General features: G+C 30.2%; 15 protein-coding genes and 1 tRNA gene. 10 read left to right on the top strand and 6 right to left on the bottom strand.

The genetic code is table 11. The features are described from left to right. Nucleotides 1-50: 50 nt before the first annotated feature. On the bottom strand, nucleotides 51-2,483 hold the full coding sequence (locus Q0049_RS13430) for a DUF5916 domain-containing protein (protein WP_298120702.1): 2,433 nt from the start codon (nucleotides 2,481-2,483) through the stop codon (nucleotides 51-53). A gap of 261 nt (nucleotides 2,484-2,744) precedes the next feature. Here Q0049_RS13430 and Q0049_RS13425 point away from each other — a divergent pair, with 261 nt between their 5' ends. Beyond that, a complete protein-coding gene (locus Q0049_RS13425) occupies nucleotides 2,745-3,446 on the top strand; it encodes a murein L,D-transpeptidase catalytic domain family protein (protein ID WP_298120700.1) in 702 nt (233 codons plus the stop codon). On the opposite strand, the gene Q0049_RS13420 is transcribed toward Q0049_RS13425, so the two are convergent. Both Q0049_RS13420 and Q0049_RS13415 read right to left on the bottom strand, forming a co-directional pair. Then, nucleotides 3,435-5,135, bottom strand: coding sequence for a L,D-transpeptidase family protein (locus tag Q0049_RS13420; protein ID WP_298120697.1), 1,701 nt, complete (start codon nucleotides 5,133-5,135; stop codon nucleotides 3,435-3,437). The genes Q0049_RS13425 and Q0049_RS13420 overlap by 12 nt on opposite strands. Nucleotides 5,136-5,142: 7 nt before the next feature. After that, nucleotides 5,143-5,583: a GNAT family N-acetyltransferase gene (locus Q0049_RS13415; RefSeq protein ID WP_298120695.1), complete on the bottom strand. Its 441-nt coding sequence runs from the start codon at nucleotides 5,581-5,583 to the stop codon at nucleotides 5,143-5,145. A gap of 173 nt (nucleotides 5,584-5,756) precedes the next feature. On the opposite strand from Q0049_RS13415, the gene Q0049_RS13410 reads away from it, so the two are divergent. Further along, a tRNA-Gly gene (locus tag Q0049_RS13410) sits at nucleotides 5,757-5,829 on the top strand. A gap of 104 nt (nucleotides 5,830-5,933) precedes the next feature. Here Q0049_RS13410 and pepE read toward each other — a convergent pair. Then, on the bottom strand, nucleotides 5,934-6,644 hold the full coding sequence (gene pepE, locus Q0049_RS13405) for a dipeptidase PepE (protein ID WP_298120692.1): 711 nt from the start codon (nucleotides 6,642-6,644) through the stop codon (nucleotides 5,934-5,936). A 163-nt stretch (nucleotides 6,645-6,807) separates the two neighbouring features. Here pepE and Q0049_RS13400 point away from each other — a divergent pair, with 163 nt between their 5' ends. From Q0049_RS13400 to Q0049_RS13375, 6 genes are read left to right on the top strand one after another with little or no spacing between them, the layout of a single operon-like run. Next, nucleotides 6,808-7,551 carry a hypothetical protein gene (locus Q0049_RS13400; RefSeq protein WP_298120690.1) on the top strand — a complete coding sequence of 248 codons (744 nt, stop codon included), beginning with the start codon at nucleotides 6,808-6,810 and terminating at the stop codon, nucleotides 7,549-7,551. Continuing rightward, nucleotides 7,541-8,308, top strand: a complete 768-nt coding sequence (locus Q0049_RS13395) for a carboxypeptidase-like regulatory domain-containing protein (RefSeq protein ID WP_298120687.1) — start codon at nucleotides 7,541-7,543, stop codon at nucleotides 8,306-8,308. Before Q0049_RS13400 ends, Q0049_RS13395 begins: the two co-directional genes overlap by 11 nt. 23 nt (nucleotides 8,309-8,331) lie before the next feature. Beyond that, nucleotides 8,332-8,832 carry a DUF6702 family protein gene (locus tag Q0049_RS13390; RefSeq protein WP_298120685.1) on the top strand — a complete coding sequence of 167 codons (501 nt, stop codon included), beginning with the start codon at nucleotides 8,332-8,334 and terminating at the stop codon, nucleotides 8,830-8,832. A gap of 60 nt (nucleotides 8,833-8,892) precedes the next feature. Continuing rightward, nucleotides 8,893-11,127 (top strand): M1 family metallopeptidase, encoded by a 2,235-nt coding sequence (locus tag Q0049_RS13385; protein WP_298120682.1) that lies wholly within the window; start codon nucleotides 8,893-8,895, stop codon nucleotides 11,125-11,127. Between the two features lie 36 nt (nucleotides 11,128-11,163). Continuing rightward, on the top strand, nucleotides 11,164-11,499 hold the full coding sequence (locus tag Q0049_RS13380) for a twin-arginine translocase TatA/TatE family subunit (protein WP_298120680.1): 336 nt from the start codon (nucleotides 11,164-11,166) through the stop codon (nucleotides 11,497-11,499). Then, on the top strand, nucleotides 11,499-12,074 hold the full coding sequence (locus tag Q0049_RS13375) for a phosphatase PAP2 family protein (RefSeq protein ID WP_298120678.1): 576 nt from the start codon (nucleotides 11,499-11,501) through the stop codon (nucleotides 12,072-12,074). Before Q0049_RS13380 ends, Q0049_RS13375 begins: the two co-directional genes overlap by 1 nt. Here the strand turns inward: Q0049_RS13375 and Q0049_RS13370 are convergent. Next, the gene (locus Q0049_RS13370; protein ID WP_298120677.1) at nucleotides 12,060-12,701 is read right to left on the bottom strand and encodes an O-methyltransferase; all 642 of its coding nucleotides are present in this window, start codon (nucleotides 12,699-12,701) and stop codon (nucleotides 12,060-12,062) included. The genes Q0049_RS13375 and Q0049_RS13370 overlap by 15 nt on opposite strands. Nucleotides 12,702-12,843: 142 nt before the next feature. On the opposite strand from Q0049_RS13370, the gene rlmN reads away from it, so the two are divergent. Next, the gene (rlmN, locus tag Q0049_RS13365) at nucleotides 12,844-13,881 is read left to right on the top strand and encodes a 23S rRNA (adenine(2503)-C(2))-methyltransferase RlmN (RefSeq protein ID WP_298120675.1); all 1,038 of its coding nucleotides are present in this window, start codon (nucleotides 12,844-12,846) and stop codon (nucleotides 13,879-13,881) included. A gap of 54 nt (nucleotides 13,882-13,935) precedes the next feature. Here the strand turns inward: rlmN and Q0049_RS13360 are convergent, their stop codons facing one another. Continuing rightward, on the bottom strand, nucleotides 13,936-14,760 hold the full coding sequence (locus Q0049_RS13360; RefSeq protein ID WP_298120673.1) for a hypothetical protein: 825 nt from the start codon (nucleotides 14,758-14,760) through the stop codon (nucleotides 13,936-13,938). 104 nt (nucleotides 14,761-14,864) lie between these two features. On the opposite strand from Q0049_RS13360, the gene Q0049_RS13355 reads away from it, so the two are divergent. Then, on the top strand, nucleotides 14,865-15,842 hold the full coding sequence (locus Q0049_RS13355) for a polyprenyl synthetase family protein (RefSeq protein WP_298120670.1): 978 nt from the start codon (nucleotides 14,865-14,867) through the stop codon (nucleotides 15,840-15,842). The last annotated feature ends 188 nt before the right edge of the window (nucleotides 15,843-16,030 follow it).

Below are 16,030 nucleotides of genomic sequence, written 5' to 3'. Positions count from 1 at the left end.
AGTAAAAGTTAACAAAAAATAACGAAAACGATTTAGTGTTTTGTAATTAATTATTTTTTAGAAAACCAATGTTTAGCCGAATTATAATCGATGAAATAACGAACGCTTACAGAGAATGTATGATCGAGATTTTCATGGTTGAGTGAATTTCTGAAATTTTTTCCTATTTCTTTATCGAATTCTCTTTCAAAGACAGAAGAATTGTTTCTGTATAATACAGATAGTTGACTTCCAGGAGCAAACCACCAAGAATAGGATAAATCCATATTCCAAGTGTTTAAGTTGGAGTTCTTGTTAGTTGTATAGGTATAATTAGGTGTTAAAGAACCATCATCTAATAAGTCTAAAATTTCGTGATTTATGGCATAGCTCCAATAATGTCTTACGGATAAATTGAAAGTCATGATATTGTTTACAGAATATTTTCCTGTTAAACTATTTACAAAAGTATTTCTGTTTCTTTTTGCAAAAATAGGATTGTCAAAATCATCAAAGTCAATCCAACCAATATTGTTTACTTGTCTATTGAATTGAAAGCTATAAATCATTGATATTTTATCAGAAAATCTATAGCGCGGACTTATTACTAAATTTAAATTAGTTCTATTTTTTTCGTTTATGAATGTAAACGATGGATTGAAATCTAATGCAAATTTCTTAGCATAATTTGAGGAATAAAAATAGTAACCTCCAATGTTTCTTGGTATTTCTAAAAATTTAACTTCATCGATAGATCGAGGTTCGTAGAAATCGTAAACGTCAGTTACTCTTGAATTTATTCCAAATCCGTGATAATTATTCTTTTTACTTGTTGAGTTTACATTTATATTTACAGAAGATTCTTGAACTTTTCCTGTTCTGTTATCAAATTCGGAATATAAATTTAAAAATACACTGAAGGAATTGAAAGTTTTGTTTGGTTTTAAGATTCTATAACTTGTATTGCTATAAATTGCGTGAAAATGATTCTGAAAATTTATTCCTAAATCATTATTATCCCAATCATCAGAAATATATTGTCCGCCAATTCCATATCTAATTTTTCCACTTGTTTTCCCCAAATTTAATGAGGTGTTATATCCATTTCTATTTTTTGCTTGAAATTCATTAACATGACTAAATTTATAATCACCTGATAAATTATAAGTGTTCTTTTTTGTATTCAAATCAAATACTAAGGCTGAAACATTGGCATCTCTATATTCTCCATCTCGCATAACATTTGTATTTATTAATGAAATGGATGAGTTTTTACGGAATCTTTGGTCAAGTACAAAAATATTATAGTTTGCCAGTGGTTCGATTAATTCATTTCTTGTTGCTCCAGTTGTTGTGTTTTTTATTCTTGCTTCCGTTTTTTCTGTTACAGCATTTAATACGCCAATTCCTAATCCATCTTTTGTTCTACCAGAAATTTTTAATGCATTTAAAAGATTAACTTTAGAAGGATATTCTGTAAATTCTTCGTCATCTGAAATTTCAGGTGAAATTGTCGGTTCTCCACCAATTCTTCTTGAATAAAATAAATCACCTTTGTTGAATAAGTCTGTTCCTTCTGTAAAAAAAGGTCGGTTTTCTGCAAATTGTTGTTCAAATGGACCAAGGTTTAATTCGACTTTATCAAAAGCAGTTTGTCCAAAATCAGGAATAAGAATTGCATCTAGGGTAAAAGCATCATTAATACCATATTTAACATCAATTCCACCTTTGAATTCGCCTTTTGTTTTTTGATTTTCATTTCCATTCAAGTAAAATGAAGAGTAAGGAATTAAAAATAAACGAGTTGGTGTTTCAATGTTTTCTATTCCTTCAAGGATTCCTGCCTGATTTGCTTCTGAACCAATTTTATTGTCTAACAAATTCCAGGTAAATTGGTGTCTGTCACGAAACACTTCTCTATAAAAATTTAAACCCCAAGTTTGTTTTTTTTCTGATGAAAATCGCAGAGCAGCATAAGGAATTTTCATTTCGACATTCCAACCAATATCGGTAATCAATACATTACTATCCCAAATAGCATTCCATGTATAATCTTCGCCATTAGCATCAGTAAATAATACATCTTGTTGAACTCCTGAAGCGCTTACAAAAAATCTAAATTCTTGCTGGCCATCATTGTAACCATTCAAGAAAACACCAAAATGATCGGCAGAAGCAAAATTATCTCTTGTAGTTAATTCTTTTTGAATTTTTGATGGTTCATTGTCATAGAGTATTGCCGAAACATAAATCGCTTCATTATCATAAACTATTTTTACTTCTGAACGTCTTTCATTTGGTTCATGCTTACCATTATCTGGTGCCGACATTTCAAATCCTGTAGCAATTGCTGTCGTTTTCCATACATCTTCGTCAAATTTTCCATCAACTACGATTTTTTCATTTGTAAATTTTGTTACTAATGTTTTTTTCGAGGTTTGAGAAAATGCGTTTAGATAAAATGCAAATGCTAAACAATATATAAAATAATGTTTTAAAGGCATAAGTTATTGGTTTGTTGAGCAAATATAAAGTAATTATTAAATAACGACAATCTAAATGTAATATTATTCTTTAATTCTAAATCTTGAATAATAAAGCAAGTGTATTTACGTAAGAATAAACGTATATAATATATTAAAATTGTGCTTATATCGTAATAAATTGCATTTAATCGATGATTTTTGTAGAAATAGTTTGTCAGACAAAAAATGCTTTTATATGTTTGTCATCCCAAATTTACCATAATTAACCTATTAAAACGAATGAAACACATTAAGTATTTATTCGCTATATTGTTTGTATTGTCGTCTTTTGCTCCAAATCTATCAAAAGATAAAAATCCAAAGAATTTAGTATCTGTTTCACCCACAAAAAAGGTGGAGATGATTTATAATTCTTTGGATGCAAACAATTATAAGCTGCCTTCAATAGAGAGTTTTGAAATTGCTTTTGAAGGGTATGAAAATCTAAAAGCAAAAGGAAAAATTCAAAGTGATTATTTGACAATTGTTGATTATTCTTTAAGTTCAAAATCAAATCGTCTTTGGGTTATTGATATGAGTGAAAACAAAATTATTTTCAACACACTTGTTGCTCACGGAAAAAATTCAGGTGAAGATTATGCAACTAAATTCTCAAATATCACAGATTCTAATCAAAGTAGTTTGGGCTTTTTTGCAACAGGTGAAACTTATATTGGTCAACATGGTTTGTCTTTAAAACTCGATGGTTTGGAGACAGGTATTAATGATAAAGCACGTCAACGAGCAATTGTTATTCATGGAGCAGATTATGTTTCGAAAGACTTTATTAAGCAACACAATCGTTTAGGTAGAAGTCAAGGTTGTCCAGCATTACCTATTGAAATGAGTAAAAAAATTATTCAAACAATAAAAAACAAATCGTGTTTATTTATTTATTATCCTTCAAATAATTATTCAAAATCATCAAGATTAATATCGTAATTTAGAATATAAATCTGCATCTAAACAATAAATATCTTCTCTAAATTGGAGTATTCCGTTGTTTTCCCAAGCTGTCCAATAGAGTTGGTGTACGTAAATATCTTCGGGAACTTTGATGACGATAGTTTTTAATTCAGGTTTTGGAAACTTTTTCTTTTCAATAACAAGTGTTGGATTTTTTGCCAAAAGTTTGGCGTTTTTCTTGTCAATTGCAATTTGTTTTTCCTTCTGAATTTTAAAGTAATGTTTGATGTCAGTGGTATCTTGAATTCTTTTTAAAGACCATTTTGTAGTATCATTCAATATATAAGCAGCCATTTCAAGTGGTTTTTCAAGTCGGACACAACCTGAACTTAAAGAACGATAAGTAAAAGCAAAATAATCACGATGATTAGTGTCATGAAGATAAACAGAATGATTGTTTGGGAAATTTATTTTCATTGAACCTAAGGAGTTATTTCTGCTAGGTTTTTGAACATATTTGTATTTATTTGCATCTGCTTTTTTCCAAGAATAAGGATTGATTTCTTGGTTTTTATTGTTCATAATGACCAAGCCTTTTTTTCTGAAAACGCCTTTGTTTTTTTCGGCTTCAGGAAAAATGTCCTCTTTCAAAATGGTTGGTGGTACAGTCCAATTTGGGTTTAAATTAATATTAGAAATCTTCGATTCTAATACAGGAGTTTTTCGAGTATCTTTTCCAACAACAACTTTTTGAAATTGCATGGTATCGTTATCTTTAATTGCTACAATAGTGTAATCAGGAATGTTTATCAATAAATAGTGGTTGCCAAAGTCTTTAGCAAACCATCTCCAGCGTTCCATATTTACCACTACTTGCTCAATTCTTTGATTTCTAGAAAAATTTAAAGCTTCGATTGTACTTTTGCCAATAATTCCATCAGGGTTTAAACCATGTCTTGCTTGAAAAATTTTCACAGCTTCCTGAGTTTTTTTATCATACATTGTTGATAAAATGGTGTCTTTTTCTTTTAAATCACCCCAAAACATCAATTGTTTTTTTACAATTGGAACAAAGTTGTTTTTTTTATTTGGGAGAATTTTTTCTTTAACATCAATCCAACCAGCAAATTCATTAGGCATTTGATTCAGAATTTTTAGCGATGTTTTTAATTTTTTATAAACTAAATGTTGTGGTTTGGCTTCTTCAATTATATCAGAAAAATCGTTGTTATCAATACAATCAAAAAGGATTTTGTTTACATCAACTTTTTTTTCTGTTAAATCCCAATCTTTGTATAATTCATTTGGATTTAATTTTCCTGATGTAATGTGTTTAATGTATAATTGAGAGGTTGTTGTTAATAGAAAATCATATTTCACAATTAATGAATCAGGTAGATCATCAAATTTTTCTTCAAATGATTTTAATTTATTTATTTCATAATCTTTTGGTTGTAAACCTTCATTTTCGGCATTTGAGAATTCGTTAATTATAAAATCTCGATGTTCCTTTGTTGTCCAAGCTGTTTCATAATTATATTTTTTATAAAAAGCTTTAAAATTTTCATCAACAGAAGAATTAATTAAGGTTGAATCAATTTTAATTTTATCATTTCCAAAAAAAGAAAAGTCAATAAAAGAAGCATTCGCAGAAGAATCAGCAGAACTTTTTCCTTTGCAATTTGAAAAAACGATAAGAATTAAAATTAAGTAAAATTTATTCATAGGCAATTTAGCCAACTTTTTTAAACATTAAATAGTGCAAACCAATATCCGCTATTAAAAATGGATTTCCAACTTTTTCATAACCTTGTTTCTCGTAAAATAGGGTTGCCTTTTCTCTTGCGTTAAACCAAATTAAAGAACCTTTTTGTTCACTAACATAAGTTTCACAATGCATAACTAGTTGTTTTCCAAAACCCAATTTTTGAGCTTCATTTAAAACTGCCATACCTCTAATTTGATACTGATTATCAGTGTTAAAAGTATTGTTTTTATTTTGAAAAACAGATACAACTCCCATTATTTTTTTATTAACAAAAATCCCAAAATGTTTTGTTGTAGGCAAATCATCTCCACCAAAAAAACAAGTTTCAATAGGTTTTCCTGCTCTCAATATCGCATGTCGAACAGGGAAAGTGTCTTTAAATGTTATTTCTGATAAGATTGTCATAAAAAAATATTGGCACAAAGAAACGATAACAATTTAATAATAAAAGCATTATGGCAAAAGGATTTTGTAAAATTATTTCTACCATAATTTTTTTGAAAAAAAATTTGCATTGAATAAAACAAATACTATATATTTGCACTCACAAAACAAGGACGTTTGTTCAAGTAATGTATGCGGAAGTAGCTCAGTTGGTAGAGCTCCAGCCTTCCAAGCTGGTTGTCGCGAGTTCGAGCCTCGTCTTCCGCTCTAAATGAAACCTCTAATTAACGTTAGAGGTTTTTTTATTGGTTGTCGTCTCGTCATAATTGACGAGAAGCCTCGTCTTCCGCTCTTTAAACAGATAAGTTTTTTTAATTTCCTAAAAAACTTAAATCAGTTTCGGGATTGATTTCTTCAGGAGTTTGATATTGCAAAAATAATCTTGCTGTTAAAGTTCCTTTTAAAATTATTTTTTTGCCTTTTACATCAAGCCAACTTCCTTCTCGCAAACCTAAAACAGGAGTTGAATTGAAAGCATGAAACTCTTTAATTCTTGTTTCACGAGTTTCTCCCATATGTTTGCTCTGTAAATCGGCATCTAAATAATGTGGATTTAAGTTAAATGGAATTGCTCCAAGCGTTTCAAATTTTGGTGGATAAATTATAGGCATGTCATTTGTGGTTTGCATAGAAATACCTGTAATATTACTTCCAGCGCTCGAACCAAGATAAGGAACACCATTTTCAATTACTTTTTTTAAGGTTTCCATTACATTGTTTTTATATAATTGATTAACCAACAAAAAAGTATTTCCGCCACCGGTAAAAATCCCTTCAGCATTTTCAATTCCCTCAATTGGATTCTCAAATTCATGTAATCCTTTTACCGTTTTATTGATTTTTGCAAAAGCAGTTTTTACTCTTGATGTATAATCATCATGACTCATTCCTCCGGGACGTGCATAAGGAATAAAAATTATTGAACTACAATTAGCAAAATGGTTTTCAATTTCAGGAAGTAAATATTCTAAATATTCTCCGCCATGTAAAGTTGATGTGCTTGCGATAATTAGGTTTTTCATTGATAGTTTTTGATTTTCCACAAATTTACAAATGAAGTCGTTTAAAATTTTTGATTGAAGCGAAAAATTTAAATGACTTCATTAATAATTAACATAATTTTACAATTACATTGGCTAATTTTTTGGAAGAAATCAAAATACTTTTACCATCTAAATCATTTCAATGACAAAGTATTACAAAATTATTTTTTTCTTACTATTATCGGTAAATTGGATTAATGCTCAATCAGAATCTAAATTATTGAAAGGAAAAATAAATGCAAAAACTGAAGATTTAGAACGAATTAACATCATTAACATTAATACTGATTATGCAACAGAATCAAGTGAAGATGGTTATTTTGAAATCAATGCGTCTGTTGGTGATACATTAGTTTTTTCGGGAGTTCAATTTGAAAGAAAAGCAATTGTTGTTGATAAAGATAATTATGACGCTGAGTGGTTTTTTGTTACTTTAAAGATTGCGATTAGACAGATTGAAGAAGTTTCTGTTGGAAATAAAATCAATGCAGTTACACTTGGAATTGTCTCTAAAAATCAAAAGAAATATACCGTTGCCGAAAGACGATTATATGCAGCAACTGGCAGTTCAAATACTTATGGAACAAGTACAAAAATTTCTTTAGATGCAATTTTAAATGCAATTTCAGGAAGAACAACCATGCTAAAAAAAGAATTGATTATTGAGAAAAAAGAAATAGTAATCAAAAAAGTTACAGAGTGGTTTGAGGACATTTATTTTACAGATACTTTAAAAATTCCATCAGATTATATTAATGGTTTCAAATATTATTTAGTTGAGAATGATAAATTTGTTGCATCAGTCAACAATAAAAACAAAACACTTGCTTCTTTTTTAATTGGCGAAATTGCAACAGATTATTTAAAATTATTGAATGAAAAATAAAATTACTTTTTTACTTTTAATAGTATTCAATTTGATGTTTCAAGTTCAAGATTGTAATGGTCAAGATACCTTGAAATTGAGAGGTAAAATAATTGCAGAAACTAAAGATTTAGTTGGAATTAATATTTATAACGAAAGCAATAAAAACTCCACAATATCAAAAGAGCGAGGATTTTTTGAAATTAATGCTTCTAAAGGTGATACTTTAATTTTTTCAGGAATTCAATTCATTGGGAAAACTATTGTTTTAAAGAAAGAGGATTTTCAAAATGAAAATTTTCAGATAAAACTTGAATTGCTTGTAAGAAATATTGATGAAGTTGTTGTAAATCAATACAATAAAATTAATTCGGTTTCACTTGGGATTGTTTCTAAAGACCAAAAAAAATATACAGTTGCCGAAAGAAGATTAAGAACAGCGGGCGATTTTAAACCTATTCATTTACTTGCAATTCTTGGTGGGACATTACCCTTTGATCCAATTTTGAATGCTATCAATGGAAGAACAAAAATGCTTAAAAAAGAAATTAGCATTGAAAAGAAAGAGTTACTTTTTAAGAAAATAGCTTACGATTTTGATGATAAATATTTTACAGAAACTTTAAAAATTCCAACTGAATATGTGAATGGTTTTAAATATTATTTAGTTGAAAATGAAAAGTTTTCTGATGCCATAATGAATGAAAACAAAAATTTGGCTACTTTTTTGATGGGTGAAATTGCTGTTGAATATTTAAAAATAATCAATCAGAAATAAAAGATTAGTACTACTTTTGGAAAATGAATAAAATTTTTAAAAATATTTTTTTTATTTCACTTTTTGTGTCATTAACAGCAATGACCGCACATAAATTTTATGTTGGTATTTATCAAATAAATCATGATGCAAAAAAGAAAATGATTCAAGTAACTGCTCGAATTTTTGTTGACGACATCAATGATGCATTAGAAAAGAAATTCCATAAAAAAACATTTCTTGGTGAGAAAAATGAATCTACAGAAGACGAAAATTTATTAAAGAAATACCTTTCCGAAAAATTTCAATTAAAAGTAAATGGTGAAAAAAAACCATTGACTTTTTTAAGTAAAGAAATGGAAAACAATGTTTTAATATGTTATTTGAACATCAGGGAAATCTCTAAAATTAAAACATTGGAAGTTGAAAACTCTATCATAACTGAAATTTATGATGAGCAACAAAATATAATTCAAGCTAATTTTAACGGTGAGAAAAAGAATTTATTACTCACTTCCGAAACCATTAAAGGAATGTTAAAATAATTTCAAGTTATTAATTTTCAATAAAAATAAGTACTTTTAGCGTCTAATAATTTTTATGTTATGAAGCAATTAGTAAGTTTTTTATTGATTTTTCCTTGTATTCTTTTCGCTCAAGAAGCAGAAAAACCAAATCCAAAACAAGAAAAAAATCCTGATAAGTTCAAACAAATGTACGATTTGTTAGCAACTCCTAACATGTATCGAACAGCTTCGGGTGCACCAGGTCCAGAATATTATCAGCAAAAAGCAGATTATAAAATTGATATTGAACTTGACGACAAAAACGCAAAATTATACGGACAAGAAACAGTAACTTATACTAACAACGCTAAAGAATCTCTTGATTATCTTTGGATGCAATTGGATCAAAATCAGCAGTCAAGAAAATCACTTTCGCCTTTGGTGGAGAGCAATGTTACTGATCCAGCTTCATCTCCAAAAGGTTTTTCAAGAAAATATTTAGAAGAAGATTTTGATGGCGGATTTAACATTGAATATGTAAAAGATGCTTCAGGTAATCCAATGAAATATACCATTAATCAAACAATGATGCGTATTGAGTTGCCTGCTAATTTAAAACACAACGAAAAAATTACGTTCTCTATAAAATGGTGGTACAATATTAATAACTATCGTTTAGATGGTGGACGTTCTGGTTATGAACAATTTCCTGATGGGAATAGATTATATGTAATTGCACAATTTTATCCAAGAATGGCAGTTTACAACGATGTTGAAGGTTGGCAAAATCAACAATTTTGGGGTTCAGGCGAATTTGCTCTCCCTTTTGGAGATTTTGAAGTAAATATTACAGTTCCAGCGGATCACGTTCTAGAAGCAACAGGAGATTTGTTGAATAGAAGTGAGGTTTTTACTGCGGCGCAATTAGCTCGTTATCAATTAGCTGAAAAAACATTTGATAAACCAGTTGTAGTTGTAACTCAAGCCGAAGCGGAAGCTGCTGAAAAAGGATTTTCTGACAAGAAAAAAACTTGGAAATTTAAAGCAATAAATGTTCGTGATTTTGGAATTTCAACTTCTAGAAAATTTATTTATGACGCTATGGCTGTTAAATTGGAGTCTAGAAATACCATGGCAATTTCACTCTATCCAAAAGAAGGAAATCCATTATGGGAAGAATATTCTACCCGAATTGTTGCACATACTTTAAAAAGCTATTCAAGTCACACTTTTGATTATCCTTATCCAAAAGCAATTTCTATAAATGCCGAAGATCAAGGAATGGAATACCCAATGATTTGCTGGAATTGGGGAAGACCTGATGCTGACGGAAAATATTCTGACAGAGTAAAACACGGAATGATGAGCGTTATTGTTCATGAAGTTGGGCATAATTATTTTCCAATGATAGTTAATTCAGATGAGCGTCAATGGACTTGGATGGATGAAGGATTGAACTCTTTTATGGAATATATGGCATTGATTGAATGGGATAAAAATTTTCCCGCAGATCGTGGTCCAGCAAAAAATATTGTTCCATATATGAGTGGAGATCAAAGAGGTTTAGAACCAATAATGTCAAATTCAGAAAGCATTCGTCAATTTGGAAATAATGCTTACGGAAAACCTGCTGCTGCCTTAAACATTCTTCGTGAAACTGTTATGGGTAGAGAACTGTTTGATTATGCATTTAAAGTGTATGCAAATAGATGGAAATTTAAACATCCAACGCCAGAAGATTTCTTCAGAACTATGGAAGATGCATCAGCATTCGATTTAGATTGGTATTGGAGAGGTTGGTTTTACACAACAGATTATAATGATATTGGTATAAAAGAAGTTAAAAAATATTTTGTAAGCAATGAACCTTCAAAAGAAGTAAAAGATTTCTTGAAAACACGTAGAAGAAGAAATAGAATTGAAGGTCCAATGGTTTATATGATTGCTGATGGAAGCGAAAGTTACAAACCGGCAATGAACAAGCCTTTTGAAATTAAAGATTGCAAAGCTCTTGACGAGTATATTCAAGCTACGTTTTCTAAAGAAGAGCAAGCAAAATTGAAATCGCCTAAATATTTTTATCAAGTTACTTTTGATAAACCGGGTGAATTAGTGATGCCAATTTTAGTTCAATTAACATTTGAAGATGGAACGACAGAAGAACATCATTTTCCTGCACAAATCTGGAAAATGAATGATAAGGAAGCCAACAGAACTTTTGCAACAGACAAAGCAGTTACAAAAATTGTCGTTGATCCAAGAGAGGAAACTGCCGATGTTGATACAACAAATAATACTTGGCCAAAACAAGAAGTAAAATCTAAATTTGATTAATTAACTTCGTAACTTTGCACAATAAAATTTAAAATTATGTTTGGAATTGGTGGAGGCGAATTAATTTTTATAATATTCATTGCCTTAATGCTTTTTGGTTCAGATAAAATTCCAGTGATTGCTCGTAGTCTTGGAAAAGGGATGGCGCAATTAAAAAACGCTACAAACGAAATTAAATCTGAAATAAATAAAAGTGCCGAAGCTAACGGAATTGATTCTTCATTTAAAGATTTGACTAATGTTTTCAATTCAGAAGTTGAAAGCGTTAAAGGAAGTTTAGATACTAATTTATCAAACCCTTTGGATAAAATTAAAGAAGAGGTTACAACAAGTATTGACGATTTAACTGGTCCAATAAAACGTCAAATGTAATGCTCGAAAAACTGATAGATTTTGACAAGGAGTTACTTGTTTTTCTGAATAATTTAGGTGCGCCTACTTTTGATGGCTTGTGGTTAATTATCACGAAACAATACAATTGGATTCCTTTATTTCTCTTTGTATTTTATCTTTTGCAAAAAAAAATAGGCTGGAAAAACTTTGGATATTATGTGCTATTTACAGCAATTCTTATTCTAATTTGCGACCAAACCACAAATCTTTTTAAATATACTTTTGAACGTTTGCGACCATGTAACGATCCTGATGTTCAAGATTTGCTCAGAATTTATTGGAAAAAAAGTAAATCATTTAGTTATTTTTCAGGACATGCTGCAAACTCCATGGCTTCAACCGTTTTTGGATTTTTAATTCTAAGGAGACATTACAAGTATGCTTTTCTCCTCTTTTTATTTCCATTAATCTTTGCTTATAGCCGAATTTATCTTGGGTTGCATTTTCCTTTAGATGTGCTTTCGGGATATATCTTTGGTGGAATTTGCGGTGTTTTTGCTTTTAAATTGTATCAAAAATATGTTTTGAATAATACAAATCTACAAAACTCTTGAAACCGTCAAACCATCACGAATAGGTAACAAAACCGTTTCAACACGTTCATCTTCGTTTACCAATTTATTGAATTCTAAAAGGACTTTTGTTGAAACATCGTTTGGATGAACCTCTTCTAAAACTTTTCCGCTCCAAAGTACATTATCAGATAAAATTATTCCACCTCTATTCATTTTAGGAACAATCATGTTGAAATAATTGATATAGTTTTCTTTGTCAGCATCAATAAAAACCAAATCAAATTTTAAATCAATAGTAGGAATGATTTCCAAAGCTTCACCCAAATGTTGAAAAATTTGGTTTCCCCATGGTGATTTATCAAAATATTTTCTTTGAAAATCTACTAATTCTTCCTTAATATCAATAGTATGTAAAATTCCGTTTTCTTGAATGCCTTCGCACAAACACAAAGCAGAATAACCAGTGTAAGTGCCAATTTCTAAAATGTTTGTTGGACGAATCAATTTAGAAAGCATACTTAAAACTCTACCTTGAAAATGTCCGCTCAACATTCTAGGAAGTAATACTTTTTGATACGTTTCTTTATTTAATTGAGCTAATAATAAAGGTTCGTTTTGCGAATGTTGCTCAACATAGTTTTCTAATTCTTCAGATAGGAAATGCATAAAATAAATTTAAAAAACAAAAATACAAAGAACAAATAACAATAAGACAAATCTTAAAACTAGTTTTGTTCAATATTTTGAGAAGTTTTCCCATCTTCCATCTTCCATCTTCCATCTTCCAAAAAATAACTACCTTTGCACCATGATTGAGAAAAAAGACATCCGAACACTTTCTAAAGAACAACTTCGCGATTTTTTTGTTGCCAATGGTGATAAAGCTTTTCGTGGAAATCAAGTTTATGAATGGCTTTGGAGTAAAGGTGCACACACTTTTGAAGACATGACAAATGTTTCCAAAGAAACGCGTGCCATGCTTGAAGCAAATTTTGTAATCAATCATATCAAAGTGGACACCATGCAACGAAGTGAAGATGGAACAGTAAAAAATGCTGTCCGACTTCATGACGGTTTAATTGTAGAATCGGTTTTGATTCCAACAAATACCAGAACTACGGCTTGTGTTTCATCGCAAGTGGGTTGCAGTTTAGATTGTAATTTTTGCGCCACTGCTCGATTAAAAAGAATGCGAAATCTTGAACCAGGTGAAATCTACGATCAAGTTGTCGCTATTGATAACGAGAGTAAAATGTATCACAATCGACCACTTTCTAATATTGTTTTTATGGGAATGGGTGAACCGTTGATGAATTACAACAATGTTATTAAAGCTATCGACATGATTACTTCTGATGAAGGTTTAGGAATGTCACCCAAAAGAATCACGGTTTCAACATCTGGAATTCCAAAAATGATTAAAAAAATGGCTGATGATGAAGTGAAATTCAAATTGGCAGTTTCGTTACATTCAGCAATTGATGATGTTCGTGCTCGAATTATGCCTTTTAGTAAAAATTTTCCGTTAGCTGATTTACGTGAATCTTTAGAATATTGGTATAGAAAAACCAAAAGTAAAATTACATATGAATATGTAGTTTGGAAAGGAATTAACGACAATAAAGAAGCAGTTGATGCTTTGGTTAAATTTTGTAAATATGTTCCGTGTAAAGTAAATCTTATCGAATACAATCCAATTGATGATGGTGAATTTCAACAAGCATCAGATGAAGCTATAAATCTTTACATCAAAGAATTATCAAAATATGATATAGTAGCAAAAGTAAGAAGAAGTCGCGGTAAAGATATTGATGCAGCTTGTGGTCAATTAGCCAACAAATCATAAAAAAAACGCTTCTAAATATTTGTTTTAGAAGCGTTTTTTTAAATAAATTTTACTTTAATTTCCTAAAGTTATGGTCGTTGCAGTACCATTGATTGTTAAAACTGCTAAATTATCGCAAGTTCCATCTCCAAAGTTGATACTTGCAGTTCCAAATGGACCAACAACATCAATTACGCCACGAACAATATTCCCACAATTCATACGAACTCTTAAAGGTGTAGAAATTGTTGATGTTCTTGTACCACTCGGAAAAGTGGTAACCCAATTTCCTGTGATTGAAAAAATATTATCTATCCAATTTAATGGAGTGTCAAATCCTTCAATCATTTCTCTAATTCTTGTTCCAACTCTTGTTACTTCAAGTCCACTTGGAAAAGTAGCTGACATGTTAATGTCCATAGTAGCAACAGGATGAACAGTAGTTAGAGCGGTCGTTGAGGCCATAGTTCGTGTTACTGTTCTATTGCCTTCAATTAAAATGTCATTATGATAAAAATCTACAAAACTATAATTGATTACATAAGATGGAGTGTCAAAATTTAAGCTTCCTGTAGCAATGATTTGACCATTTAATACATTTCCATTTGGTAAAGTACATTCGTCAAAAGTTACTGTTCTAGTCCAAGTAGTTTCTGTAAGTGAAACAGTAACACTAGCGCAACTCGGTAAAAAAGGAGCAATAATTGCTGATGTTCTTCCTGATTCTGCAAATTGAGCATCATACTGATCCTCAACAATTTTTGACACATCATCTGAGATAATATCCATTTGAGCATTAGCTTTTAATTCTTCAGATGTTGAAGCTTTTTCTTCTTCTTTGTTACAACTAATTGAAAATACAATTATTGTAATGGCTAAAATAAATTTTGTGATTTTCATATTCATTCTATTTTTTTGGTTTTATGTTAAGACTATCTTAAATTAAAAAGGTTTAATCGAAATTATTTTTTTTCAAAATAATCATTATTGTATCTTTGAAACCAATGAATATTACTTCACAAATAAAGCAACCCATTCAGCAAGAAATGGAACTTTTTGAGAAAAAGTTCTATGAATCGATGTCTTCTAAAGTAGCGTTGCTCAACAGGATTACCTATTACATTGTAAACAGAAAAGGAAAACAAATGCGACCAATGTTTGTTTTTTTAACCGCAAAAATGATTTCGGGTGGAACGGTTGAAGAACGAACTTATAGAGGTGCATGTGTAATTGAATTAATTCATACGGCAACTTTAGTTCACGATGATGTTGTTGATGATAGTAATAGAAGAAGAGGTTTTTTTTCAATAAATGCACTTTGGAAAAATAAAATTGCGGTTCTTGTTGGCGATTATTTGCTTTCAAAAGGGTTGTTACTTTCCATCGATCATGGCGATTTCGATTTGCTTAGAATAATTTCTGTTGCTGTTCGAGAAATGAGTGAAGGTGAATTACTTCAAATTGAAAAAGCAAGACGTTTAGATATTACAGAAGATATTTATTACGAAATTATACGTCAAAAAACAGCGACACTTATTGCTGCTTGTTGTGCGCTTGGAGCGCGTTCGGTTTCGGAAGATGAAGTTCAAGTGGAAACCATGCGTAAATTTGGTGAACTTATCGGAATGGCTTTTCAAATCAAAGATGACCTGTTTGATTATACCGACGAAGCTATTGGAAAACCAACGGGAATTGACATCAAAGAACAAAAAATGACTTTGCCACTGATTTATGCTTTGAACAATTGTTCTGATAAAGAAAAAAGTTGGTGCATCAATTCAATTAAAAACCACAATAAAGATAAAAAACGAGTTAAAGAAGTCATCCAATTTGTAAAAGACAAAAACGGACTTACTTACGCTGAACAAAAAATGGCGCAATTCCAACAAGAAGCACTTGCTTTAATTCAAAACTTCCCAAATTCTATTTATAAAGACAGTTTAATTTTAATGGTGAACTACGTTATTGAAAGGAAGAAGTAGTTTTTCAGTGTTCAGTTTTACCTAGTTTATCCACACAGTTTGTCATTCCGTAGGAATCTTGTAAAAAAAAATTATAATTTAAACTATTGTATTTCAATAAAATAAAAATATTTTTATTTATTTTTATCATTCCATGCAACCATTTTGCAACTACATTCGTCTATGCTAATAGATGTCTTATTCAATAT

Source organism: Flavobacterium sp. (assembly GCF_027484205.1).
Lineage (GTDB): Bacteria > Bacteroidota > Bacteroidia > Flavobacteriales > Flavobacteriaceae > Flavobacterium.
The sequence above is the reverse complement of the archived record's forward strand: the minus strand, read 5'-3'. Positions and strand labels throughout refer to the sequence as shown.

Excerpts from the sequence above, each read along its gene's own strand:
- Q0049_RS13415 (WP_298120695.1), bottom strand. The coding sequence starts at position 5,583 with ATGACAATCTTATCAGAAATAACATTTAAAGACACTTTCCCTGTTCGA.
- Q0049_RS13425 (WP_298120700.1), top strand. The coding sequence starts at position 2,745 with ATGAAACACATTAAGTATTTATTCGCTATATTGTTTGTATTGTCGTCT.
- Q0049_RS13360 (WP_298120673.1), bottom strand. The coding sequence starts at position 14,760 with ATGAAAATCACAAAATTTATTTTAGCCATTACAATAATTGTATTTTCA.
- pepE (WP_298120692.1), bottom strand. The coding sequence starts at position 6,644 with ATGAAAAACCTAATTATCGCAAGCACATCAACTTTACATGGCGGAGAA.
- Q0049_RS13420 (WP_298120697.1), bottom strand. The coding sequence starts at position 5,135 with ATGAATAAATTTTACTTAATTTTAATTCTTATCGTTTTTTCAAATTGC.
- Q0049_RS13375 (WP_298120678.1), top strand. The coding sequence starts at position 11,499 with ATGCTCGAAAAACTGATAGATTTTGACAAGGAGTTACTTGTTTTTCTG.
- Q0049_RS13395 (WP_298120687.1), top strand. The coding sequence starts at position 7,541 with ATGAAAAATAAAATTACTTTTTTACTTTTAATAGTATTCAATTTGATG.
- Q0049_RS13380 (WP_298120680.1), top strand. The coding sequence starts at position 11,164 with ATGTTTGGAATTGGTGGAGGCGAATTAATTTTTATAATATTCATTGCC.
- Q0049_RS13430 (WP_298120702.1), bottom strand. The coding sequence starts at position 2,483 with ATGCCTTTAAAACATTATTTTATATATTGTTTAGCATTTGCATTTTAT.
- rlmN (WP_298120675.1), top strand. The coding sequence starts at position 12,844 with ATGATTGAGAAAAAAGACATCCGAACACTTTCTAAAGAACAACTTCGC.
- Q0049_RS13370 (WP_298120677.1), bottom strand. The coding sequence starts at position 12,701 with ATGCATTTCCTATCTGAAGAATTAGAAAACTATGTTGAGCAACATTCG.
- Q0049_RS13390 (WP_298120685.1), top strand. The coding sequence starts at position 8,332 with ATGAATAAAATTTTTAAAAATATTTTTTTTATTTCACTTTTTGTGTCA.
- Q0049_RS13355 (WP_298120670.1), top strand. The coding sequence starts at position 14,865 with ATGAATATTACTTCACAAATAAAGCAACCCATTCAGCAAGAAATGGAA.
- Q0049_RS13400 (WP_298120690.1), top strand. The coding sequence starts at position 6,808 with ATGACAAAGTATTACAAAATTATTTTTTTCTTACTATTATCGGTAAAT.
- Q0049_RS13385 (WP_298120682.1), top strand. The coding sequence starts at position 8,893 with ATGAAGCAATTAGTAAGTTTTTTATTGATTTTTCCTTGTATTCTTTTC.